Here is a 23,671-nt window from a genome sequence, read left to right as displayed (position 1 = left end):
GGTATAATGCGTATAGTTATTAGTGGAGGCGGAACAGGCGGGCATATTTATCCTGCTCTAGCTTTTATTAAAGAAGTGAAAAGACTGCATCCTGATGTGGAATTTTTATATATTGGCACTGAGAATGGGCTTGAAAAGAAAATTGTAGAAAGAGAAAATATCCCTTTTAAATCAATTGAAATTTCAGGTTTTAAAAGAAAGCTTTCCTTTGATAATGTAAAAACAGTGATGAGGTTTCTAAAGGGCGTTCAAAAAAGTAAATCTTATTTAAAAGAATTTAAGCCGGATGCTGTTATTGGAACAGGTGGTTATGTGTGTGGTCCTGTTGTTTATGCTGCGTCTAAGCTAAAAATCCCGACGATCATTCACGAACAAAATAGCCTGCCAGGCATCACAAATAAGTTTCTGGCACGATATGTGAATAAAGTAGCCATCTGTTTTGAAGAAGCAAAGGAACACTTTCCTTCAGAAAAGGTTGTTTTTACGGGAAACCCAAGAGCCTCTGAAGTCGTCTCTATTAAAGAGGGAAAATCTCTTAAAGAGTTCGGGCTGGATGAGAAGAAAAAAACGGTTCTCATTTTTGGCGGGAGCAGAGGTGCAGCTCCAATCAATAAAGCAGTGATTGACATGCAAGATGAATTAAAGGCAAAGAACTATCAGCTTTTATATATTACAGGTGAGGTTCATTATGAAAAAGTGCTGAACGAATTAAAAGAAAAAGGTGAAGCACCGAATATGATCACAAAGCCTTTCTTGCATCAAATGCCGGAGTATTTAAAATCAATTGATGTCATTGTTGCAAGAGCGGGAGCCACAACGATTGCTGAAGTGACGGCACTTGGAATTCCGACCATCTTCATTCCAAGTCCATACGTGACCGCAAATCATCAGGAAATTAACGCAAGATCACTTGAAAAACATGATGCTGCGATCGTTTTAAGAGAATCAGAGCTTTCAGGAGATCGCTTGCTTCATGCAATTGATGAAATTGCTGGTAATGACGAGAAACTACATCAAATGAGCCGTTTAACAAAAGAACTCGGAGTACCAGATGCGGCCACACGTTTATATAATGTGTTAAAAGAAATTACGACTTCATGATGAATGATATGAGGTAAGGCGGAGGGTAATATGGAGAACTTGAAGAATGAATTATTAGAAGCGCAAGTTGGTAAAGTACTTGAAAACGAACCGCTTGCAAATCATACGACAATGAAAATAGGCGGACCGGCCGATCTATTAGTCATCCCTAAAGATGTCGATGCTGTCAAAACAATTATGGATCAGGTGAAAAAACATGATACTCAATGGACGGTCATTGGGAGAGGGTCCAATTTACTTGTTCTTGATAAAGGAATTCGCGGGGTCGTTTTAAAGCTGGGTGCTGGGCTTGATCACTTAACTGTCAAGGATGAAGAAATTACAGTTGGCGGAGGCTATTCAGTTGTAAGACTCGCGACGTCTCTTAGTAAGCAGGGGTTGTCAGGATTGGAATTCGCAGCTGGTATTCCAGGATCTATTGGTGGCGCTGTTTATATGAACGCAGGAGCACATGGGTCTGACATCAGCAAGATTCTTGTGAAAGCGAGAGTCTTATTTGAAGATGGAACGATCGAGTGGTTAACTAATGAGCAAATGAACTTTAGCTATCGAACTTCTGTGCTTCAAAAGGAACGCCCTGGAATTGTTCTCGAAGCAGTGTTCAAGCTTAAACAGGACGAACGTGAGAAAATCACAAAGAAAATGCAGCAAAATAAAGATTACCGCAAGGAAACACAACCTTATAATAAACCATGCGCCGGCAGTATTTTCCGAAATCCACTACCTGAATATGCAGGACAGCTTGTAGAAAAGGCGAATTTAAAAGGATATCAGATTGGCGGCGCTAGAATTTCTGATATGCACGGAAACTTTATTGTCAATGCTGGTGGGGCGAAGGCTCAAGATGTGCTCGACTTAATTCAGTACATTCAAAAGAAAATCAAAGATGACTACAATGTAGAGATGCATACAGAAATAGAAATTATTGGTGAAGCAAATTAAAGGCTACTACTTATGAATGATGGTATCACAGGAAAACAAACGGCATTTTTTCATGCCGTTTGTTTTCTAATCAATATGAGATAAAGAATGATCCAAAGGTGCGGACAAGCAGCTTTGAATGAGGTGAAGAGTATATATGCGGCCTGATCATGAAAATGAAAAGATCGTCAATATAGAAGAGCGAATCCCTAAAATTAAAGAACAAAGGAAGCAGAAAGCGAATCGGAGATTAATCTCTTTTATTTTGCTGTTTTTTATCATGGTTTTAATTATTGTCTATTTGCAAACACCAATCAGTAAAATTTCTTCTTTAACCATTACCGGTAATGAACATGTACCAACAAAACAGCTCGTTAAACTTTCGCAAATTAAAGAAGGCGAGACAGAGTTTTGGAATTTAAATAAAGATATGACAGCAGACCATATAAAGCAAAATAAATTGATTAAAAGTGTCAATATCAAAAAACATTTCCCTAATAAAGTCAGTATTGCTGTCAAAGAGTATGCAAATATTGCGTATCTGCAAAAGGGACATTTTTATTATGAGCTTCTTGAAAACGGGACGGCTTTGCCAGATGAAGTAACGCCAAGTCACGCAGGACCTATTTTTGTCGATTGGGACAATAAAGAGAAATTGAAGCAAACAGTGAGAGCTCTGAATCAACTGCCGGCTTCTATTCAGGAACTAATCTCAGAAGTATATTACGTACCGACTAGCTCCAATCAGTGGCTCGTTAAATTTTATATGAATGATGGAAACACCGTTATTGCATCAATTAAAACATTCGCAGATAAAATGACGACGTACCCTGCCATTGTCAAAGAGCTTTCGTCCTCTGAGAAAGGTACGATTCATATGGAAGTAGCTACGTATTTTGAAGCTTTTAAATCTAAGAAAAAGGAAGATGAACGTTGAGAGGCAAAACCGTCATATTCTCAATTGTAATGCTTGTTCTTGGATTTCTGATTTCTTTTTCATACCAATATACGAAGCAGCATCAAGCAGATGTCAATCGAACCGAACAATGGAAAAAAGAATATTCTTTGAAAAGTCAGCTAACAAAACAAGAAAAGGCGAATCAAAAACTTGAAAAAGAACTTTATCGTCTTCAATCAAAAGTCCAAGAAACAGAGTTTGGTTTGAAAAATGAAAAAGAGCAGTATTTCAATGTTTTGGAAGATGTTGAGAAATACAGAATGTTTACAGGAGAAATAGGTGTAAAAGGGAAAGGGGTAAAAGTATCTCTTGAAGATGCATCTTATATCCCGAGTGGACAAAATGTCAATAATTACATTGTGCATGAGAGCCACATTTTCCATGTGATAAACGAACTATTTATATCAGGGGCATCTGCTGTAGCTATAAACGGACAAAGAATCACACACCAATCATACATACATTGTAACGGTCCAGTCGTCACGGTTGATGGTGTTCAACATCCAGCACCATTTGTCATTTCTGCTATTGGAGATCCAGCTGTTTTAATTCCTGCATTAAACATTGCAGGCGGGGTGGTTGATCAGCTGACAAGTGATCATATTTCCATGACGATTGAAAAGAAGGATATTCGTATGAATCCTCTTCTAAGAAACAAAGATTAAATGTGAAAAGGTGAGTGGTGTTGAGGAAAAAGAAGCCATTACTTAGTTTGACAGTCCTGATGGTCATATTTGGCATCATGGTCTCCATCCAGTTTAACTCTCTACAAAAGCCTAAAGTTCGCGATACTCGAGACGTTTGGGAATTAAGAGAGGATTTATCTGCATCTAAAAGTAAGGAACTGGATTTGTTGAAAGAAATTGATAAATATGATGAAATGCTAAAAAAGTATGGCAACCAAGAAGATCAATCCAAAGAATCACAATTAACAAAAACGTTGAAGGATTTGAAAGAAAAGGCTGGTTTTACAGAGGTAACGGGTGAAGGAGTCGAAATAGAAATTACTCAGCTTTTTTCTAAGGAACTTACCGGAGAAGAAGTCAAAAATATACCACCTGATCTTCTGAAAAAATTAATCAACGAAGCCAATATGTTTGGGGCAAAACATATTTCCATTAATGAACACCGGGTGATTAACACCAGTGTTATTCGAGATATTAATGGTACGACGAAAATGGATGGTTACAGCATAGATGGTGATACAGTCACGATTAAGATGGTCAGCGAGCAGGCCGATAAATTATACAGCCGTTTAAATGTATCAGATATTGGTGATTTGTTTGCTCAGGAAAATTTCAGTTTGAGTATTAGACCGCCGAAGAAAAAAATTCATTTAAAAGCATTTGACGGTACAATTCAATTAAATGAATTGAAGCCTCTTGACGATGTAAAGGAGGGAAAATCTTAATGTGGCTTCCTGTACTTGGTTTAATCATAGGAGTTGCGATCGGTTTCTTAACGAATTTTACGATACCGAATGAGTATTCTAACTATCTTTCCCTCGCTGTACTTGCTGCGCTTGATACATTGATTGGTGGAATCAGAGCACATCTGCAAGGGGCATACGATGAACTAGTGTTTGTATCAGGTTTCTTCTTTAATATTATACTCGCAATAAGTTTAGCTTTTCTGGGCGTCCATCTTGGTGTAGACTTGTATTTAGTCGGAATGTTTGCATTCGGTGTTAGATTGTTTCAAAATATCGCCGTTATTCGAAGAATTCTACTAACAAAATGGACAATTTCTAGAGAAAAAAAGAAAAAAAGTGAGTCATAAAAAAGGATATACATATGATGTAACGAATATTTTCAGTAATCCTAATAAAAAATGTTGATTTTTTAAGTTTTGTTACACACTTGTAAAAACACATTCATTGTATTGTTGTTCAGCAAATAATAGAATAGAAAGTATTGATATGTGAGGAGGTGCCATAGAATGAACAACAATGAAATTTACGTCAGCCTTGACATCGGTACATCCAATATAAAAGTCATCGTCGGAGAAATGGCGGATGATTCGCTTAACATTATAGGTGTTGGAAATGTCCCTTCAGAGGGGTTAAAAAAAGGATCGATTGTTGATATAGATGAAACAGTTCATTCTATTAGACAAGCATTTGAACAGGCTGAGAGAATGGTAGGTTTTCCTTTACAAAAGGCGATAGTCGGAATTAACGGAAACCACATTCATATTCAAAATACGAGCGGCGTGGTCGCAGTGTCTAGTGAAAATAAAGAAATACATGCTGAAGATGTGAGACGTGTCTTGGATGCTGCACAGGTAGTATCTATTCCGCAAGAACATCTCGTAGTAGACGTCATTCCGAGACAATTTATCGTCGACGGAAGAGATGAGATCACAGATCCGAAAAAAATGCTAGGTGTACGGCTAGAAGTGGATGGATCGTTAATCACAGGTTCTAAAACGATTCTACATAACTGGCTCCGATGTGTAGAGCGGGCTGGTATTGAAATTATGGATATTTGCTTGCAGCCACTCGCATCGGGTTCAGCAGCGTTATCGAAAGATGAAAAAAATCTAGGGGTAGCTCTTGTCGATATTGGCGGCGGCTCTACCACGATATCCGTATTTGAAAACGGGCATCTCTATTCTACTCACAGTATCCCATTGGGCGGAGAGAACATTACAAAAGATTTGTCTATAGGACTTAGAACTTCCACTGAAGAAGCTGAACGAATCAAAAAGCAATTTGGGCATGCATTCTATGATGAGGCATCGTCTGAGGAGACATTTGAAGTTTCCGTCATCGGTACGGACCAAAAACAGACGTATACACAACTTGAAGCAGCCAATATCATCGAAGCGCGATTGGAAGAGATTCTGCTTTTTGTGGCAGAGGAATTACGCAATATGGGTGTCCATGATTTGCCTGGCGGATTCGTTCTAACAGGTGGACAGGCAGCTATACCAGGTATCCTTTCTCTGGCACAAACGGTCTTACAAAACAATGTAAGAATCGCAAGTCCTAATTATATTGGGGTCAGGGAACCTCAATATATGACAGGAGTGGGCCTGATCCATTTTGCTTATCGCAATGCAAAGATTCAGGGCAGACAGGTTGGATTCCAAATGCCGGATGAAGCATTTCATGAAGTAGGCGCGTCCATGGAGCCGGTTTCTTCTACACCACAAGTAAAAGAAGCTCAGCCAAGAACGAAAGTGAAACAAAAAGCGCAACAAGAGACAAATAAAAAACCGGGCAAAATGAAAAAACTATTTAATATGTTCTGGGAATAGAACTAGATTTTCGACGGATTAGGAGGATTCAGCATGTTGGAGTTTGAAACAAATATAGACGGCCTAGCATCAATTAAAGTAATCGGTGTAGGTGGCGGCGGAAATAACGCTGTCAACCGAATGATTGAAAATGACGTACAGGGTGTCGATTTTATTGCAGTGAATACAGATGCACAGGCGTTAAACTTATCAAAAGCAGAAACAAAAATGCAAATCGGTGCTAAGCTGACAAGAGGGCTTGGAGCAGGTGCGAATCCTGAAGTCGGTAAAAAAGCTGCTGAAGAAAGCAAAGAACAAATTGAAGAAGTCCTAAAAGGCGCTGACATGGTCTTTGTGACAGCAGGTATGGGCGGTGGAACTGGTACGGGTGCTGCACCTGTCATTGCGAAAATCGCAAAAGATTCTGGAGCCTTGACAGTTGGAGTTGTGACTCGTCCTTTCACATTTGAAGGAAGAAAGCGTCAGCTTCAAGCAGTTGAAGGGATTGCTTCTATGAAAGAAGCAGTTGATACGTTAATCGTGATTCCAAACGATCGCCTGCTTGAAATTGTCGATAAAAACACGCCAATGCTTGAAGCATTCCGTGCAGCAGATAACGTGTTAAGACAAGGTGTTCAAGGGATCTCAGATCTCATTGCAACACCAGGTTTAATTAACCTTGACTTTGCTGACGTGAAAACGATCATGTCTAACAAAGGTTCAGCTCTTATGGGAATTGGTGTCGCAACAGGCGAAAACCGTGCTGCTGAAGCAGCGAAAAAAGCCATTTCTTCACCACTTCTTGAAACAGCGATTGATGGAGCACAAGGTGTTATCATGAATATTACTGGTGGTACGAACCTTAGTCTTTATGAGGTACAAGAAGCAGCGGATATTGTTGCATCAGCCTCTGATGAAGATGTCAACATGATCTTTGGATCTGTCATTAATGATAACTTGAAGGATGAAATTGTGGTCACAGTCATCGCAACCGGTTTTATTGAGCAAGAGCCGGAAGTGACAAAACCTCAAAGAAATCCATTAGGACAAGGATTAAAGCAAAATCAATCCATTCCACAAAAGCGTGAAGTAAAACGTGAGGAACATCAGCAAACATCATCACAACCAAGACAAAATACACAGTCAAGTGATGATACATTGGATATCCCAACGTTCTTACGTAACCGCAACAAACGATAAGCAAGCACGATTCAACCCCTTCCTTTGGAAGGGGTTTTTTTATGTCTGCATGGTGAGAAGATCCTGAGCCTGATTGATATAAAAGTCTTGTTTCTGTGTGTTATTTGGAACTATTGTATGTGTTTTGGCTTGAGTCTCTTAAGTCAAAAGAATCATTTTTAATTTCCTTTACAAAAAACGACAAAATGTTGAAGTTTATTTGACTACATTAATGAGAACACCAAGAAACTTGTCATGATCAAAAAGAAGGGGGAGGGGCAGGATACACACTGTTTGACCATTTGAGGAGGAGGGATTTTATTGAAAGTGAAGTTTCGCAAAACCGCCGTCTATCGTTTCATAAGTCTTTTGGTGATTGGTACTTTAACGATGACAAGCTTTGGGATGGTTCAAGCAAAATCGACTTCTACCTCATATCAGGAGGAAGCCGTTTCCTCTAAGACAACAAAAGCCAAGATTTCTTCGAGATTAAAGAAGCAGTTTCAAAAGGAAGATAAGGTGACCTTCTTAGTCAAAATGAAGGAACAAACGAATGTACAAAAAGTAGCAAAAGAAGCTGTATCAAAAGCAAAAAAACAAAAATTAACCGCGGCTAAAACGCAGTACACAAAAAGATCAGCCGTTGTATCTGAGCTGAGAGCAACATCTGATGAAACGCAGCAAGCGCTCCTAGCGTATTTACAAAAGGAAAAAAAGAATAAGCAAGTGAATGATATTCATTCCTACTATATTGTGAATGGTCTAGCTGTGACGGCAACAAAAGAAGTGATGGAAAAGGTTGCTTCTTTTCCAGAAGTAGCTCAAGTGCTGCCGAATGAAACACGTCAACTTCATCGTCCTGTTGATTTGAAGCATGCTAAGCCAAACAAACAAATCAAAGCAGTAGATGGAGTTGAATGGAATATTGCTCAGGTGCATGCACCAGAAGCGTGGGATTTAGGCTATGACGGGACTGGAACCGTTGTGGCAAGTATTGATACAGGTGTCGAATGGGATCACCCTGCGCTAAAAGAAAAATACCGCGGGTTTGATCCTGCTCGTCCGAACGAACCATCTCATGAACTGAATTGGTATGATGCCACAACAGGCTCTGAAGTTCCTTATGATGACTTGGAGCACGGGACCCATGTGACAGGCACAATGGTTGGTTCTGAGCCAGATGGACAGAATCAAATTGGGGTCGCACCGGGAGCAGAATGGATTGCAGTGAAAGCTTTTTCAGAAGATGGCGGTACAGATGCTGATCTGTTAGATGCCGGTGAGTGGATTTTAGCACCGAAAGATCAAAGCGGAAATCCTCACCCAGAAAAGGCACCTGATGTTGTGAATAATTCGTGGGGCGGTGGGCCAGGTCTTGATGATTGGTATAAAGATGTAGTGAATGCTTGGAGAGCAGCAGACATCTTTCCAGAATTTTCAGCCGGTAATACCGATTTATTCAATCCAGGCGGTGCGGGTTCGATTGCAAATCCTGCTAACTATCAAGAAGCCTTTGCTACAGGCGCAACAGACCAGGACAACAAGTTAGGGTCTTTCTCCCTTCAGGGTCCTTCTCCATATGGCGTAATGAAACCAGATATTGCGGCTCCAGGAGTAAACATTCGTTCTTCGATCCCGGGAAAAGGATATGAGGATGGGTGGAATGGTACATCGATGGCAGGTCCGCATGTCTCAGCTGTTGTTCTTCTTCTTCGCCAAGTGCAATCAGACCTTTCTGTAGATGAAATTCAGCAAATTCTCATTGAGACAGCGAAACCACTGACAGATCAGCAATTTCCTGAATCCCCTAACAACGGTTATGGGGCAGGGTTAGTTGATGCAAGAGAGGCGATTACTGCTTTAACCAATGGAATCGGTACGATTGAAGGTCAGGTGACAAAAGAGGGAGAAGATACAGAACCACCTGTTTTTTCACATAAAGGTCCGAATGAAATTTTTACTGCAACGCCAACCCCATTGACCATCACTGCAGAAGATGGGATAGCAGTGACAAATGTTTCTTTGACTTACCGAGTAGATCAAGGTGAATGGGAGACGTTGCAAGCTGACCGCACGGATGGGAATCATTTAAAAGGAACCTATACGGTGCAGCTCCCTGAACTTGAGGGGGAAAACGTGACGTACCGATGGATTGTGAAAGATTTTGGAGAAAATGAAGCGGCATCAGATTCTTATACACTTCCAATTAAAACATCCATCACCACTGGCTACTCACAAGATTTTGAAGCATGGCCAAGTGGATGGTTCAGTGGTGGAACAAAAGATCCGTGGCAGTGGGGAAAACCGTCCACAGGTCCAAAACAAGCATTTAGCGGGGAACATGTCTATGCCACCAATTTAGACAGTCCTTATGAAAATAAAACGGACGCCAATTTGTCTATGCCGCTCATTGCTGTACCAGATTCAGGTTCTTCCTACCTGCAATATCAATACTGGCATGATCTCGAAGCCAATTATGATTATGTGCATGTCTATGTACAGCCAGAGGGTGAAGACGCTGTTCAAGCGACAGCTTATACGGGGAAAACAAATGCGTGGACAGCAGGCGAAGTTGATTTATCTGCTTATAAAGGTCAAAAAGTGAGAGTCTTGTTTCAGATAAGAACAGATGGCAGTGTCACAAAAGATGGCTTTTATTTAGATGATGTGAAAATCACAGATGAGGCATTGTCTCAACAAGCCAAGAACCAGTTGGGTGTGATCAAAAAAGAAAAATCCACAAGCCAGAATAAGAAATCAGTTGATCCAAAAAAGGCAAAGCCTGCTAAAGTAAAAAATAAACATGTACACATTCAAAAGCAAAACAGTCATGATGCTCCGTCTATTCAAGCTCTTCCAATGAGAGCGCAAATCAGTGTTCTAGAAAGCGGAAAATCAACTTCCACCGATGAAGCGACAGGGAAATATCAGCTGTCTCAAGGAGCAGGAGAATGGACAGTGAAAGCGGAAGCTTACGGCTTTGAATCACGGTCCCAAAAAGTCAAAGTGGCATCAAAAGAAACTGCAGAAGCGAATTTCTCCTTACAGCCGCTAGAGAAACGAACGATCTCTGGCACGGTCGTCAATGAAACAACTGGTGAAAAGGTGAAGAATGCAACTGTTTATCTTGTGGAGGACGCAAAAATTGAGCCGGTGAAAACAGATGAATCCGGTGAATTTTCTCTAGAGGCATTAAGCGGTGTCTATACAGTCAAAATTTTTGCGAAGGGGTTTAAAGGCTATACGTTTACAGCGGATGTGACGGAAAAGCCGCTTGAAAAGTCAGTGAAACTTGAGCCTTTTATCGGTTTTCCGGGAGAGATTGGCTATGATGATGGAACGGCTGAAAATGCACGGGCTTTCTACGATCCTGGCAATGGTTGGGCTGTGAAGTTTTCATTAGAAAAAGGAAAGAAACAAGCACAAGTCACAGGTGGTCTTTTCCGGTTTTGGACATCAGAATGGCCAGCTCCTGGAGGCGATGAATTTGCTGTTGAAGTATATGATGCTTCTGGGAAGGGTGGCGCACCAGGTGAGAAAATCGCAGGACCTTTAAAAGCAAATGCGCTGCGTAATGGTGAATGGACAAAAGTAGATTTAGAAGATCAAGCCATTACAGTGGATGGCGATTTCTATCTTGTTTATATTCAAACGAAAAAGAATACCGAATCTCCGGGACTTGCCACAGATGAAGATGGCCCTAATGCTGAAAGAAGCTGGCAGCTGACGAGCGGTGCTTTTTCTCCTTCTCCGAAAGAAGAGGGGAATTATATGATTCGTGCGCTTGTAAACTATGAAGCAGATGTACCAGAAATCACTTCTCCAAAGGCAGGAACCATTACAAATCAAGGTGAATTGACGATTGAAGGCACGGCCTCTCCGGGTCTCGATGTTGCCATTTATCAAAATGATGAAGAGGTGGCCAACGTCAAATCAGATGAGTCGGGTACTTTCAAAGAAAATGTATCTGTTCCAAGTGGAGAGCATGTCTTCACGGCGGCGACTGTAACGGATAAAGGCTCAACAAAACATTCCAAGCCAGTCAAGGTGATCATCGATCAAACAGCACCGACATTGACCATTGATACACCGAAAAAAGGCGACAAGTCTAATAGAGAATCACTCACGGTGGAAGGGAAAGTAGCGGATGATTATCTAGATCAAGTCACAGTCAATGGGAAAAAAGCGACCGTAAAGGATGGGGCATATTCTGCAAGGGTGCTGCTTGAAAATGGGAAAAATACAATCAAAGTGACAGCAAAAGATGCGGCTGGAAACAAAACGACTAAAAAGGTCGACATCGATGTACAATATGATGCACCTGTCATTTCTGAATTAACGCCAAAAGAGAATATGAATCTATCATCAGGTGAATCGGTTAAGATTTCATTTAAAAGCAGGGAAAAGCTAGATGCCACCTTTGTTCTTCATATGCCGCTGACAAATGCTAGATCAAAACTTCAAAACACAACTGAACTGCCGATTCGTGAAGTAGCACCGGGAACGTATGAAGGCTATTGGACGGCGACATCTATTGCAAAAGCAAAAGGTGCAGTGATTGAAGTCATTGTCAAAGATGATTATGGAAATGTCACAAGACAGAAGGCAGAAGGAACACTCACCATCAATGAGAAAGAATGACAGCGAAAAAGACACGACTCTTCGGAGCGTGTCTTTTTTTGTGCAATGAATAGAGGAGACACTTGTCCAACAAATCATTCGGATGTTCTTTCTGTCTCATACGTCGACAAAAACGATAACAATCCACCAAAAGTTCTCTATCATCCCCTACAAGAATTGACAGACTTCCATCCGATGACTGTTTTATACTGGTACAAACAAGTGCAAGTACTGCTTTTGATTCTTTGTTTCAGATGAAAGGAGCAGAAGGTGGTCATTTATTTAGATGTCATTTGGCTGTTAAACTTTTGTTTTGATCTATTGCTGCTCTTACTCACGGCATTTATTCTCAAACGACAAGTGAAAAAAAGGCGATATATGTTAGGAGCTCTCATTGGGTCGAGCATTGTTCTCTTGCTCTTTACGCCATTTGCAATGATTGTGTCGCACCCTTTAGGTAAACTGCTTTTTTCTGTCTTGATCGTGCTTGGAACCTTTGGCTTTCAAAGATTTCGTTCCTTTTTTCAAAACCTGTTTGCTTTTTACTTTGTCACATTTTTGATGGGAGGGGGCATGATCGGGGTTCATTCGTTTTTGCAGACAAATACAGTCATTCAAGATGGACTGCTTATTTCACAAAATGATGGATTTGGTGATCCCATTAGCTGGCTTTTTGTTCTCACTGGCTTTCCGGCCATTTGGCTGTTTTCAAAGAAACGATTAGGAGAGGTTGGTGCGAAAAAAAGACAATATGACGAACAAGTACTTGTGGAGATCCACATTCAAGGAGAAACGATCCGCTTAAATGGTCTGGTCGATTCTGGAAATCAGCTGTATGATCCATTGACGAAAACACCTGTCATGATCGTCCAGCTCGATCAGCTCACATCTATTTTCGGAGAGCCATTTATAGAAAAAATGAAACAGTTTCATCCTGTTGAATTGATGCAAAAGCTCGATGACCATTTTCCGCTGCTTGATCGTTTAAGACTTGTTCCGTATCGCGCAGTCGGTCATGATCACGGGTTTCTACTATGCTTTAAACCAGATACGGTCGTCCTTTATACAAAAACGCATATGATCCAGCCAGCGAAGTGTTTTGTTGGGATGAGTCTAAGTGGATTATCAGCAGATCAGGAATTTCAATCCATCATTCATCCAGAGATGTTAGACGGAAAAATGATACAAGGGGTGTCGTAGTTTTTTTGTGATGTCTTTTATCTTACGAAGTCAACTGGACATTTAGAAGGGAGAAGAAGATGAAAAAATTAAAATTTAAACTCACTTACTACTGGTATAAACTCCTCATGAAGCTAGGGCTAAAGAGTGATGAGATTTATTATATTGGTGGAAGTGAGGCACTGCCTCCGCCGTTATCAAAGGATGAAGAACAAGAATTGCTCGTTAAATTACCAAAAGGTGATCAAACAGCACGAGCCATTTTGATCGAAAGAAACTTGCGATTGGTCGTTTATATCGCAAGAAAATTTGAAAACACAGGCATTAACATTGAGGATTTGATTAGTATCGGAACGATAGGCCTCATAAAGGCAGTAAATACGTTTAATCCAGAAAAAAAGATCAAACTGGCCACATATGCGTCTAGGTGTATTGAAAATGAGATTTTGATGTATTTACGCCGAAATAATAAAATCCGTTCAGAAGTATCCTTTGATGAACCGCTTAACATCGACTGGGACGGCAATGAATTGCTTTTATCAGATGTACTTGGGACAGATGATGATATTATCACCCGGGATATTGAAGCAAATGTCGATAAAAAATTACTGAAAAAAGCGTTAGAACAATTAAACGATCGTGAAAAACAGATCATGGAACTGAGGTTCGGTTTAGTTGGCGGTGAAGAAAAAACCCAAAAAGATGTTGCCGACATGCTTGGTATTTCTCAGTCCTATATTTCAAGGCTCGAAAAAAGAATTATTAAACGATTGCAAAAAGAATTTAATAAGATGGTCTAAAAAAAATTTTTTTGAAAGCTTTATCCCTGTACTGTCAAAGGGATCACCATTTTTTCACATCTTTCTCGTCATAGACCGTGCATATTTTTCCATCCCACGGAGATACTGAACTTTGTACAACAGCTCCTGTAGGGAGGGAAAAAAGTGTCCAGAAATAAAGTGGAAATCTGCGGAGTCGACACCTCCAAACTGCCTGTTCTGAAAAACGACGAGATGAGAAAATTATTCAGACAGCTGCAAGATGAAGGTGATGATACAGCAAGAGAAAAGCTAGTCAATGGCAATTTGCGGTTGGTTTTAAGTGTGATTCAGCGTTTTAACAACAGAGGCGAGTATGTTGATGATCTCTTCCAAGTAGGCTGTATCGGATTAATGAAATCAATTGATAATTTTGATTTAAGCCACAATGTCAGATTTTCAACTTATGCGGTCCCTATGATCATAGGAGAAATCCGTCGATACTTGCGCGATAACAACCCTATCCGGGTGTCTCGTTCACTAAGAGATATTGCCTATAAGGCGCTTCAAGTCCGTGAGAGACTAATTAGTGAGACAAGCAAGGAACCAACGGCAGAAGACATTGCCAAAGTGTTAGAAGTCCCTCATGAGGAAATTGTTTTTGCCCTAGATGCCATTCAAGATCCTGTTTCTTTGTTTGAACCGATTTATAATGACGGAGGAGATCCGATTTATGTGATGGATCAAATTAGTGATGAACGGAACAAAGATACACAATGGGTAGAAGAATTGGCCTTAAAAGAGGGAATGCGCAGATTGAATGATCGAGAAACAATGATTCTTCGTAAACGCTTTTTCCAAGGCAAAACACAAATGGAAGTGGCAGAAGAAATCGGCATTTCTCAAGCACAAGTATCAAGGCTTGAAAAAGCAGCAATCAAACAAATGAATAAAAATATTTTTTAAAGCCGCCGCTGATGTGCGGCTTTTTTCATTCTTTTTAGAGAACCCATCTCTAGTATTGACTCTGTTATTTTTTTCATTTAATCTGTTTTTAACAAATGTTATTTGAAATATCATTTGTGAGGGAATAGAGAAGCGGAAAGAAGGGTTATTATGACATTCCATGATGAAAGAAGGCTGCTCATTAAGGTTGCGCATATGTACTATGAAGAAGGCGCCACTCAATCTAAAATTGCAGAAGCTGTTGGGGTTAGCCGTTCGCTCATATCGAAATATTTGGCAAAAGCACGTGAAGCAGGAATCGTGGAAATCATTATTCATGATGAAGTAAATCAACAATATGGTTCGTTAGAAAGAAAAATAGAGCGAAAATACGGGCTGCGAGAAGTCGTGTGTGTGGAATCTCTCAGTCAAGAAACAACAAAAAGTCGAATAGGAGCTGCGGCTGCGGGCTTTTTATTAAAAGTCATGAAGGATGGACAAGTCATCGGTTTTTCATCAGGGACAACCTTGCATGAAATGGCGAAAGCGCTTACGTCTGTTCAGCATTTTCCGTCTGTGACATTTGTTCCGCTAGTCGGAGGCGTCGGAAATGAAGATGTTGATATTCATGCCAACTATATTATTGGAAGATGCTCAGAAGCACTCAAATCCAAATGTGAGTTTTTACATGTGCCTGTCATGCTTGATACGAAAGAAGCGAAAGATGTACTCATTAGACAGCCGTCGATCAAAAAAGTCATTGAATTAGGAGAATCATCAAATATCGCGGTCGTAGGAATAGGCGGTGTTCCGCAACATTCAACGATGGTGAAATCCTATATGACAAGTGGTGAGGAAGATATCCTGCAAGCGAAAGATGTCGCGGGTGACATTTGTTATAACTTTATTGATCATAAAGGTGAAGTGTATCCGCATCCGTGGAACGACCGGGTGATGGGGATCAGTCCTCAAAAATTGAAAGAGATCCCGCTTGTGATTGGTGTCGCTGGAGGAGAAGAAAAAATTGAAGCGATCAGGGCAGCGTTAGAAGGTGGATTAATTCATGTGTTAATTACAGATGAACAAACCGGAGATGCCCTATTAAAGTAACTACCTAAGCCGATTAGGTAGTTTTTTTGAGTCTTTAGACTCAAAAAGATTGAAAATTTTATCGATTTTATCTTGACACAAAGTTGACACATCATATAAACTAAGTTCATAACAAATGATAAATAAAATAACAAATGTTACAAGAAACAGATTTTTGTTAATTTTTATAACATTTGTTAAAAGTTTCAGATTATTTTTCTAGCAATCTATTGTGAAGCAAGAAAACCTGAAAGGATGATTTAGATGTCAATTTATCAACAATTGTTAGCACGAGAACGCAGCGGAGATCCAATCAAAGTTGGGATTATCGGGGCAGGCCAAATGGGCTTTGGACTCATTTCACAAATTTCTAAAATTCCAGGTATGATTGTCGCAGGTGTTTGTGATATTCATCTTAGTGCAGCTGAGAAAGCAGCGAATTTTTACAAGCAACATGCGAAACCACATCAAATGGTCGTCACAAATGATTACAGAGAAGTGATTCAATCAGATTCTGTGGAAGTCGTTGTGGATGCAACAGGTGTTCCAGAGGTCGGAGCAAACATTTCTTTGGAAGCGCTTAATTCAAAAAAACATCTCGTTCTTTTAAATGTAGAAGTCGATATTACGATCGGTTTGGTCATGCATAAATTATTCACGAATGCAGGACTTGTTTACTCTGGATCAGCTGGAGATGAACCAGCAGCAACGCTAGAACTATACGAATTTGCAAAAACAATGGGGCTTGAAGTATTGGTTGCTGGGAAAGGTAAGAACAACCCATTCTTCCCAGAAGCAAACCCAGATACGTGTAAAGCTGAAGCAGATAGTAAACATATGAGTGCCCACATGCTGGCAGCATTCCAAGACGGAACAAAAACGATGGCAGAAATGAACCTATTAAGTAATGCAACAGGACTTTTGCCTGATAAAGTCGGCATGCACGGAGTAGAAGCGAATTTAGAAAATGTAGCAGATAAATTAAATCAAAAACAGCAAGGCGGCGTACTGGATAACTTCGGAGTCGTTGAATATGTAAACGGACTGGCACCAGGTGTCTTTGTCATCGTCAAGAGTGATCTTGAGCCAGTAGATGAAGAGCTTCGTTACTTAAAAGTTGGAAAAGGTCCTCACTACACACTGTATCGTCCTTTCCACTTAGCAAGCCTTGAAACACCAGTGACGATCGCAAAAGCAGTCTTACAACACGATTCTTCAATCCATCCAATTGGTGTACCAGTATCAGAAACTGTCGCTGTGGCGAAAAGAGATATTAAAGCAGGAGAAACACTTGATGGTATTGGCGGATACTCCGTAAGAGGTGTACTTGAAACACATCAAGACATGAAAGCGAACGGCCACATCCCAATTGGCTTAATCAGCGGAAAAGTGGTAGCGAAAAAAGATATCAAATTGGGGCAATTCCTATCTCATGATGATGTAGAACTTGATTCAAACACAACGGTCTGGAAGCTGCGTTCATTACAAGATCACTTATTTCAATCATAAGGACGTGAGGCTATGGAAAAATTAGCAATCGTACTTTGCATTATTCTGATTGTGCAGTATGGTTTATCGTTTATTCAAATCAAGTACTACCGCAAAAGCATGGATTCACTGATTGACGACTATAAAGGGAAACAAGGCTATCACTTGTTTTCAGGAATGGAGCGGCGCAAATTTGGTCCTGGAGCCATTGCGCTCATCATTGTCGATGAATCATACATCATTCAAAAGTGTCATGTGCTGGGTGGCGTCTCGATTTTGTCTAAATTTAAGGAACTGCCTTCCTATGAAGGAAAACATGTGGGGGCTGTGCTTGATGAGCATCACATGATGAAACAAACATTGAAAAAGCGCAAAAGGGGACCAGCTGTCATGCAAGCACTCTCCATGGCAGCGGAGCAGGCGCTTGTCTCGATTTCTAAAAAAAATATAACAAATGTGAACTAAGAAAGGGGAGATGAAACATGGAATGGATTCAATGGTTTGGAGAGCACTTTATCGGGATGTTTGAAGCCGGCGGAAAGCAATTCATGGGTCTTGTTACAGGTATCGTTCCAACGCTTGTTGTGTTACTTACTTTCACTTATGCTGTCATGAAGTTTATTGGAGAAGAGCGAGTGAATAGAGCGATTCAGTTTGCAGCGAAATATACCATTTTGCGCTATACGTTAATGCCGATCTTATCCGTTCTTATTTTGACAAACCCAATGGCTTATACGTTTGGCCGCTTCTTACCTGAAAAACAAAAACCAGCATTCTATGATTCAGCTGTTTCATTTGTTCATCCGGTGACATCGCTGTTCCCGTATGCCAACGCAGGAGAACTGTTTGTCTACTTAGGAATTGCGAACGGGATTAAAGAAGCTGGATACTCTATGTCAGAGCTGGCTGTTCGTTACTTCTTAGTCGGGATCGTTGTCATTTTACTTCGCGGAATCATTACGGAATGGATCACAAAGTACTTAGCAGGAAAAATGAAAGCGAATTCACAATAGGGGAGGGTTAGACATGACAAACCACAAAGTATTTGTTGCAAAAGGTGCTGGCGGATGGGGAAAAGGATTAGAGCTTGAACCAACCGGTAAAAGAAGAAAGGTCGTTTCCATTACAGGAGGAGGCATTCACCCAGTTGCACGTAAAATTGCAGAAATGACAGGGACAGAAGCATGTGATGGTTTTAAAAATTCTATACCAGAAGATGAAATGATGTGTGTTGTCATTGACTGCGGAGGAACAGCGCGAATCGGACTTTATCCAATGAAACGTATTCCAACTGTCGATGTGCTGGCATCCTCTCCTTCTGGACCGCTTGCAAAACACATTACAGAGGATATCTTCGTATCAGGTGTCACAGAAAAAGATATTTCCTTTGCGGAAGCATCTGATAGTGAAGGGAATGTAGAAGGTCAAGAAAGCAGCGGCCCAATTGACAAAGAGAATTTCAAAGAAACCTATTCAAAACTGAAAGAGGAAAATATCGAACGTCAAGAAAAAGGGAATTTCCTCATGAGATTCTCAAGAGGAATCGGGAAAGTAACCGGCACATTCTATCAAGCTGGTCGTGATTCTGTTGATATGCTCCTTAAAAACATTATTCCATTCATGGCCTTTGTCAGTATGTTAATTGGAATTATCAATTATACAAAAATCGGTGATCTGATTGCCCATTTCCTTTCACCTTTGGCAGGATCTTTATGGGGGCTCTTACTGCTCGTTGTTGTCTGTACCTTACCGTTCCTATCGCCTGTCTTAGGACCTGGGGCAGTCATTGCACAAGTCATCGGTGTTCTCATTGGTAGTCAAATTGCACTAGGGAATATTCCGCCTCAATTTGCTCTTCCAGCACTGTTTGCGATCAACGGTCAAGTAGGGTGTGACTTTATCCCGGTGGGGCTATCACTTGGTGAAGCGAAGCCGGAAACGGTACAATATGGGGTACCAGCAGTTTTGTATAGCCGTCTCATTACAGGCGTTCTATCTGTTGTGATCGCATACGTTGCCAGCTTCGGTATGTATTAAACGTATTAAAGGAGGAATCGAGATACATGGTAACACAATCTGTCGTAAAAGAAATTGGGATCTTAGTCCCGCAGTTTAAAGAAGATAAGCTGATTGTTTTATTTGGACCAGCAGCGCCGCAGGAATTAAGAGATATGTCTGTCATTCATGAGTTTGAACACTTAGAAGAAGAGCCGCTGAAATTAGGCGGAACGATTCAAGTGGGCGACCAAACTTATACCATTACTGCTTTAGGCAATAAAGCAAATGACAACTTTAAGGAACTCGGCCATATTTCGATCTACTTCCAAGAGCCGTTTGATGATGTATTACCGGGAGCTGTCTTTGCATCCCCGCATACGTTTCCTGACATTAAAGAGGGCGTACGAATTGAAATTTCGTAACCATGCAAAAAAGCTGTTCCTTAATAGGGAGCAGCTTTTTTGCGTTAGGTTTACTGATTGAAACATTTGCGATATGCTGTAGACGTTATTATTTGTATATTCAGAATTTTTATTCAGGGGGAAAAGATCGTGTCGCTTGACTTGAAGGATGTTTCTTTAAAACGAAATGGAAAATGGCTGCTTCGTTCTATTGACTGGCAGGTGAAAGACCAGGAACACTGGGTGCTTTATGGTTTAAATGGTGCTGGGAAAACGGCTTTATTAAATATGCTTTGCTCATATTATTTTCCAACGTCAGGTGAGATGACGGTGTTAGGCCATGTGTTTGGCAAGGAAGCGCTTGGTGAAAAACTAAGGAAGAAAATTGGTCTCATCTCTGCTGGTCTTGAAAAGAAGCTGCACAGAGATGACAATGCATTTGAAATTGTTTTGAGCGGGGCATTTGCTTCCATCGGACTTTATGAAACACCTACAGATGAGATAAGAGAGAAGGCGATTGATTTATTAAAAACATTTGGATCGTTTCAATATGCCAATCGCACGTATGAAACCCTGTCGCAAGGAGAGAAACAAAAAGTGCTCATCGCAAGAGCTTTAATGAATGATCCGAAGCTTCTAATATTAGATGAACCTGTGACGGGTCTTGATTTTTTAGCAAGAGAACAAGTGCTGGAGACGATCTCATTGATTGCATCAAAACCAGATGCGCCCACATTGCTCTATACGACCCACCACGCAGAAGAGATTCTCCCGATTTTTCAGCACACCTTATTATTAAAAGAAGGTACTGTTTTTCATAAAGGGGAGACAAAGCAGATGATGACAAGTGACTTGCTTTCTTCCTTTTTTGAATGTCCAGTCGAAGTCATGTGGCAAAACGGCCGTCCTCACTTAAGTAAATTGTAGATAAGAGAAACTATTGGTCTGCTTCCCTGCTTTTCCATCATACATATTATAGTAGAAAACGAAAGGCGGGGAAGGACAGATGATCAGTATTTCTGAATTCCAAATCAAAGATGTCGTCGATGTGTCCAGCGGAAAAAAATTAGGTACTATTGGAGACATCGATATCAATGTCACGAGCGGTAAAATACAAGCGATTATCATAGGCGGTACAGGTAAAATGATGGGATTTTTCGGAAAAGAAGAGGAAATGATTGTCCCGTGGCGAAATATAGTAAAAATTGGCGAAGATGTGATACTTGTCCGATTGTCTTCTTAATTCGTGTAAACTCCTCAATCAATAGATCAAATTTTCCTTGAAACAAGCTCTCCATTCTCAGCAATCAATGTCTTTTTCGGGTAAAAAGATTACGTTTTCATATCAATTTGAAAAAAAACCTGTAGAAAGGGCACATTTGAGTGTAATATTTAATGAATCCCACTAACTGTCTTTGCACGTCTTGTGGTAAAATAGGAGCGATATAAAGAGAGATGAATGAAAGGTGGGAGGCAGCTTTGATAGACAAATATGACCCCTTTCAGCAGAAATCACCTTATGCAATGATGATTCATGATTGGACGAACATGACATGTTCTGGAAAAGAGATATTGGCCGGTTTTACGACAAAAAATGGCGGCTTTAGTCTTTCTCCATATCAATCAATGAACACTGGACTCCATGTAGGAGATGATGCTTCTAGTGTCCAAATGAATCGTCAAGTCATTGCAGATGCTACTGCTGTGCCGCTCTCTAATTGGGTGTTTGCTGACCAAACACACGAGGATCGCATCATGAAAGTCACAAAGGAACAAAAGGGAAGAGGAAGTCTTCAGTATGATGAAGCACTCTCTAGAACAGATGGTTTGTACACCTCTGAACCAAACATCATGCTCGCTCTTTGTTTCGCTGACTGTGTTCCGCTTTATTTTCTAGCGCCGCAATCTGGGCTGATTGGAACGGCTCATGCCGGCTGGAAAGGAACCGTTAAGCAAATTGGCGCCAACATGGTTGATGCATGGGTTCGCCAAGAAGGCGCTGATGCCGATCATATACAAGTCGTCATTGGACCATCCATTGGCAGCTGCTGCTACATAGTAGATGATGTTGTCATAGATCAAGTGAAACAGCTTCCTTTTACAACAGAGGATGTGTATTCCGAGATGTCACAAGGACAATACAAAATTGACTTAAAAAAACTAAACAAAAACGTATTACTTCATGCAGGATTAAAAGAAGAAAACATACATGTCAGTTCGATGTGCACAAGTTGCAATGAGCAGCATTTCTTCTCACACCGGCGTGATCAAGGGAAAACAGGACGTATGATGTCTTTTGTCGGGTTTAAGGAGGCATAAGTGCAATTGAATGTACGAGAGAATCTCAGACAAATAAATGAACAAATCAACGAAGCATGTAAAAGAGCAGGTAGACATCCAGACGATGTATCGGTTGTCGCTGTCACAAAATATGTCTCGATTGAACGAGCATTAGAAGCAAAGGATGCCGGAATTTTGCACTTTGGTGAAAATCGTGACCAAGGGTTACTTGAAAAACAGGCAGCCATAACCGATGAAAACATTAGCTGGCACTTCATCGGCAGTTTACAGACGCGAAAAGTGAAATCTGTCATTCAGACCATTGACTACTTACATTCGCTAGACAGAATGTCCCTTGCGAATGAAATTGAAAAAAGAGCGGATCACACGGTTCGCTGTTTTGTACAGGTGAACACATCACTTGAGGAGTCAAAACACGGTTTACAAAGCGAAGACGTGATTCCATTTGTCAAACAGCTGGCTGATTTCAAACATATTGAAATTGCTGGACTCATGACGATGGCTCCATTTACAGATGATTATACTGTGATACGAAACTGTTTTAAAACATTAAAAAGCCTTCAACAAGAGGTAAAACAACTGAACCAAGTAAATGCACCTTGTCAGCATTTATCGATGGGCATGTCAAACGATTTTGAAATCGCAATTGAAGAAGGTGCGACATTTGTTCGGATTGGCTCTTCACTTGTTGGAAATGAAACAGGAGGTGCGTGACATGAGCATAAAAAATAAGTTTAAAAGCTTCTTCACACTCGATGATGAAGAGTATGAGTACGAATATATTGATGAAGAAAGAGAACCAGCACAAGAAGAAAAAAACACAAAAGATAAAGCGGCATTTCAAGAGCGTCCTCAGGCAGGAAAACAAAATGTCGTCAGCTTGCAAAGCGTGCAAAAATCCTCTAAAGTGGTGTTAAGTGAGCCGCGTGTTTATGCAGAGGCTCAAGAGATTGCAGATCATATTAAAAATCGGCGTGCAGTCGTCGTCAATTTGCAGCGCATTCAGCACGATCAAGCAAAGCGAATCATCGATTTCTTAAGCGGAACGGTTTATGCAATCGGTGGAGACATTCAGCGTATTGGCTCGAATATATTCCTCTGCACTCCTGATAATGTGGATGTATCTGGCACAATATCAGAGCTATTGACAGAGGAAGAACCTCAGAGGTGGTAAACCAAAGTGATTCTATATTACATTTTTCAGTTTCTACAGACTGTATTAACGATTTACTCATTCGCGATCATTATTTACATCTTTATGTCATGGGTACCATCTGCAAGAGAAACAGCGATTGGCCGCTTCTTGACAAACATTTGCGAACCGTATTTAGAACCATTCCGTAAAATTATTCCGCCAATTGGCATGATTGACATCTCGCCAATTGTGGCATTGCTTGTGATTCGTTTCGCATCATTGTATGGACTAACTGGTCTTTATAATATGATTGTACGATTCATGTAAACAGGCTGCCGGGCTTGGCATCTGCCAGGCT

At 40.6% G+C, this 23,671-nt stretch carries 24 protein-coding genes; all 24 read left to right on the top strand.

The genetic code is table 11. The features are described 5' to 3' along the window. Positions 1-6: 6 nt before the first annotated feature. The 24 genes from murG (at position 7) to LCD34_RS16980 (ending at position 23,640) form a co-directional block, all read left to right on the top strand. A complete protein-coding gene (gene murG, locus LCD34_RS17095) occupies positions 7-1,101 on the top strand; it encodes an undecaprenyldiphospho-muramoylpentapeptide beta-N-acetylglucosaminyltransferase (RefSeq protein ID WP_008344982.1) in 1,095 nt (364 codons plus the stop codon). 30 nt (positions 1,102-1,131) lie between these two features. Beyond that, positions 1,132-2,043, top strand: coding sequence for a UDP-N-acetylmuramate dehydrogenase (gene murB / locus LCD34_RS17090; RefSeq protein ID WP_224559776.1), 912 nt, complete (start codon positions 1,132-1,134; stop codon positions 2,041-2,043). Between the two features lie 136 nt (positions 2,044-2,179). Beyond that, positions 2,180-2,959 carry a cell division protein FtsQ/DivIB gene (locus tag LCD34_RS17085; protein ID WP_035392138.1) on the top strand — a complete coding sequence of 260 codons (780 nt, stop codon included), beginning with the start codon at positions 2,180-2,182 and terminating at the stop codon, positions 2,957-2,959. Then, a complete protein-coding gene (locus tag LCD34_RS17080) occupies positions 2,956-3,645 on the top strand; it encodes a DUF881 domain-containing protein (RefSeq protein ID WP_035392136.1) in 690 nt (229 codons plus the stop codon). The genes LCD34_RS17085 and LCD34_RS17080 overlap by 4 nt, the downstream gene beginning before the upstream one ends. 20 nt (positions 3,646-3,665) lie before the next feature. After that, positions 3,666-4,391, top strand: a complete 726-nt coding sequence (locus LCD34_RS17075) for a DUF881 domain-containing protein (protein ID WP_046343486.1) — start codon at positions 3,666-3,668, stop codon at positions 4,389-4,391. Next, on the top strand, positions 4,391-4,759 hold the full coding sequence (locus LCD34_RS17070; protein ID WP_003210988.1) for a small basic family protein: 369 nt from the start codon (positions 4,391-4,393) through the stop codon (positions 4,757-4,759). The genes LCD34_RS17075 and LCD34_RS17070 overlap by 1 nt, the downstream gene beginning before the upstream one ends. A 159-nt stretch (positions 4,760-4,918) precedes the next feature. Beyond that, positions 4,919-6,241 carry a cell division protein FtsA gene (gene ftsA, locus LCD34_RS17065; RefSeq protein ID WP_136944396.1) on the top strand — a complete coding sequence of 441 codons (1,323 nt, stop codon included), beginning with the start codon at positions 4,919-4,921 and terminating at the stop codon, positions 6,239-6,241. Between the two features lie 33 nt (positions 6,242-6,274). Beyond that, positions 6,275-7,420, top strand: a complete 1,146-nt coding sequence (gene ftsZ, locus LCD34_RS17060) for a cell division protein FtsZ (protein ID WP_007499752.1) — start codon at positions 6,275-6,277, stop codon at positions 7,418-7,420. 300 nt (positions 7,421-7,720) lie between these two features. Next, positions 7,721-12,040, top strand: a complete 4,320-nt coding sequence (locus LCD34_RS17055) for a S8 family peptidase (protein WP_263490872.1) — start codon at positions 7,721-7,723, stop codon at positions 12,038-12,040. 249 nt (positions 12,041-12,289) lie between these two features. Further along, positions 12,290-13,219 carry a sigma-E processing peptidase SpoIIGA gene (gene spoIIGA / locus LCD34_RS17050; protein WP_008344972.1) on the top strand — a complete coding sequence of 310 codons (930 nt, stop codon included), beginning with the start codon at positions 12,290-12,292 and terminating at the stop codon, positions 13,217-13,219. A 59-nt stretch (positions 13,220-13,278) separates the two neighbouring features. Beyond that, positions 13,279-13,998, top strand: coding sequence for an RNA polymerase sporulation sigma factor SigE (sigE, locus tag LCD34_RS17045; RefSeq protein WP_007499746.1), 720 nt, complete (start codon positions 13,279-13,281; stop codon positions 13,996-13,998). Between the two features lie 144 nt (positions 13,999-14,142). Next, complete coding sequence (sigG, locus tag LCD34_RS17040; protein WP_171465307.1) at positions 14,143-14,922, top strand: RNA polymerase sporulation sigma factor SigG; 780 nt, start codon at positions 14,143-14,145, stop codon at positions 14,920-14,922. A 150-nt stretch (positions 14,923-15,072) separates the two neighbouring features. Next, positions 15,073-16,011 (top strand): sugar-binding transcriptional regulator, encoded by a 939-nt coding sequence (locus tag LCD34_RS17035; RefSeq protein ID WP_007499742.1) that lies wholly within the window; start codon positions 15,073-15,075, stop codon positions 16,009-16,011. A gap of 243 nt (positions 16,012-16,254) precedes the next feature. Further along, a complete protein-coding gene (locus LCD34_RS17030; protein WP_008344966.1) occupies positions 16,255-17,499 on the top strand; it encodes an NAD(P)H-dependent oxidoreductase in 1,245 nt (414 codons plus the stop codon). A gap of 12 nt (positions 17,500-17,511) precedes the next feature. Next, positions 17,512-17,943 (top strand): transcriptional regulator GutM, encoded by a 432-nt coding sequence (locus tag LCD34_RS17025; protein WP_008354650.1) that lies wholly within the window; start codon positions 17,512-17,514, stop codon positions 17,941-17,943. 17 nt (positions 17,944-17,960) lie between these two features. After that, a complete protein-coding gene (locus tag LCD34_RS17020; protein ID WP_003210918.1) occupies positions 17,961-18,491 on the top strand; it encodes a PTS glucitol/sorbitol transporter subunit IIC in 531 nt (176 codons plus the stop codon). Between the two features lie 13 nt (positions 18,492-18,504). Then, a complete protein-coding gene (locus LCD34_RS17015) occupies positions 18,505-19,515 on the top strand; it encodes a PTS glucitol/sorbitol transporter subunit IIB (protein ID WP_024720315.1) in 1,011 nt (336 codons plus the stop codon). A 26-nt stretch (positions 19,516-19,541) separates the two neighbouring features. Continuing rightward, the gene (locus tag LCD34_RS17010) at positions 19,542-19,898 is read left to right on the top strand and encodes a PTS glucitol/sorbitol transporter subunit IIA (RefSeq protein WP_007499733.1); all 357 of its coding nucleotides are present in this window, start codon (positions 19,542-19,544) and stop codon (positions 19,896-19,898) included. Between the two features lie 129 nt (positions 19,899-20,027). Next, positions 20,028-20,804, top strand: coding sequence for an ABC transporter ATP-binding protein (locus tag LCD34_RS17005; RefSeq protein ID WP_017367201.1), 777 nt, complete (start codon positions 20,028-20,030; stop codon positions 20,802-20,804). A 79-nt stretch (positions 20,805-20,883) separates the two neighbouring features. Next, positions 20,884-21,120 (top strand): YlmC/YmxH family sporulation protein, encoded by a 237-nt coding sequence (locus LCD34_RS17000; RefSeq protein ID WP_008344958.1) that lies wholly within the window; start codon positions 20,884-20,886, stop codon positions 21,118-21,120. 212 nt (positions 21,121-21,332) lie between these two features. Beyond that, positions 21,333-22,196: a peptidoglycan editing factor PgeF gene (gene pgeF / locus LCD34_RS16995; RefSeq protein WP_035392129.1), complete on the top strand. Its 864-nt coding sequence runs from the start codon at positions 21,333-21,335 to the stop codon at positions 22,194-22,196. A gap of 6 nt (positions 22,197-22,202) precedes the next feature. Beyond that, positions 22,203-22,892, top strand: coding sequence for a YggS family pyridoxal phosphate-dependent enzyme (locus LCD34_RS16990; RefSeq protein ID WP_175580589.1), 690 nt, complete (start codon positions 22,203-22,205; stop codon positions 22,890-22,892). A gap of 1 nt (position 22,893) precedes the next feature. After that, on the top strand, positions 22,894-23,352 hold the full coding sequence (gene sepF / locus LCD34_RS16985) for a cell division protein SepF (RefSeq protein WP_017359354.1): 459 nt from the start codon (positions 22,894-22,896) through the stop codon (positions 23,350-23,352). A gap of 6 nt (positions 23,353-23,358) precedes the next feature. Next, entirely contained in the window at positions 23,359-23,640 is a 282-nt protein-coding gene (locus LCD34_RS16980; RefSeq protein ID WP_017367203.1) for a YggT family protein, read from the top strand. Positions 23,641-23,671: the final 31 nt, after the last annotated feature.

The organism is Bacillus sp. RAR_M1_44, from assembly GCF_020165935.1.
Lineage (GTDB): Bacteria > Bacillota > Bacilli > Bacillales > Bacillaceae > Bacillus > Bacillus altitudinis.
This window is presented reverse-complemented; position numbering and strand designations above follow the sequence as displayed.

What these genes read in the sequence shown, in the direction of transcription:
- murG (WP_008344982.1), top strand. Translation starts at nt 7, where the DNA reads ATGCGTATAGTTATTAGTGGAGGCGGAACAGGCGGGCATATTTATCCT.
- murB (WP_224559776.1), top strand. Translation starts at nt 1,132, where the DNA reads ATGGAGAACTTGAAGAATGAATTATTAGAAGCGCAAGTTGGTAAAGTA.
- LCD34_RS17085 (WP_035392138.1), top strand. Translation starts at nt 2,180, where the DNA reads ATGCGGCCTGATCATGAAAATGAAAAGATCGTCAATATAGAAGAGCGA.
- LCD34_RS17070 (WP_003210988.1), top strand. Translation starts at nt 4,391, where the DNA reads ATGTGGCTTCCTGTACTTGGTTTAATCATAGGAGTTGCGATCGGTTTC.
- ftsA (WP_136944396.1), top strand. Translation starts at nt 4,919, where the DNA reads ATGAACAACAATGAAATTTACGTCAGCCTTGACATCGGTACATCCAAT.
- ftsZ (WP_007499752.1), top strand. Translation starts at nt 6,275, where the DNA reads ATGTTGGAGTTTGAAACAAATATAGACGGCCTAGCATCAATTAAAGTA.
- sigE (WP_007499746.1), top strand. Translation starts at nt 13,279, where the DNA reads ATGAAAAAATTAAAATTTAAACTCACTTACTACTGGTATAAACTCCTC.
- LCD34_RS17035 (WP_007499742.1), top strand. Translation starts at nt 15,073, where the DNA reads ATGACATTCCATGATGAAAGAAGGCTGCTCATTAAGGTTGCGCATATG.
- LCD34_RS17030 (WP_008344966.1), top strand. Translation starts at nt 16,255, where the DNA reads ATGTCAATTTATCAACAATTGTTAGCACGAGAACGCAGCGGAGATCCA.
- LCD34_RS17025 (WP_008354650.1), top strand. Translation starts at nt 17,512, where the DNA reads ATGGAAAAATTAGCAATCGTACTTTGCATTATTCTGATTGTGCAGTAT.
- LCD34_RS17020 (WP_003210918.1), top strand. Translation starts at nt 17,961, where the DNA reads ATGGAATGGATTCAATGGTTTGGAGAGCACTTTATCGGGATGTTTGAA.
- LCD34_RS17015 (WP_024720315.1), top strand. Translation starts at nt 18,505, where the DNA reads ATGACAAACCACAAAGTATTTGTTGCAAAAGGTGCTGGCGGATGGGGA.
- LCD34_RS17010 (WP_007499733.1), top strand. Translation starts at nt 19,542, where the DNA reads ATGGTAACACAATCTGTCGTAAAAGAAATTGGGATCTTAGTCCCGCAG.
- LCD34_RS17000 (WP_008344958.1), top strand. Translation starts at nt 20,884, where the DNA reads ATGATCAGTATTTCTGAATTCCAAATCAAAGATGTCGTCGATGTGTCC.
- pgeF (WP_035392129.1), top strand. Translation starts at nt 21,333, where the DNA reads ATGAATGAAAGGTGGGAGGCAGCTTTGATAGACAAATATGACCCCTTT.
- sepF (WP_017359354.1), top strand. Translation starts at nt 22,894, where the DNA reads ATGAGCATAAAAAATAAGTTTAAAAGCTTCTTCACACTCGATGATGAA.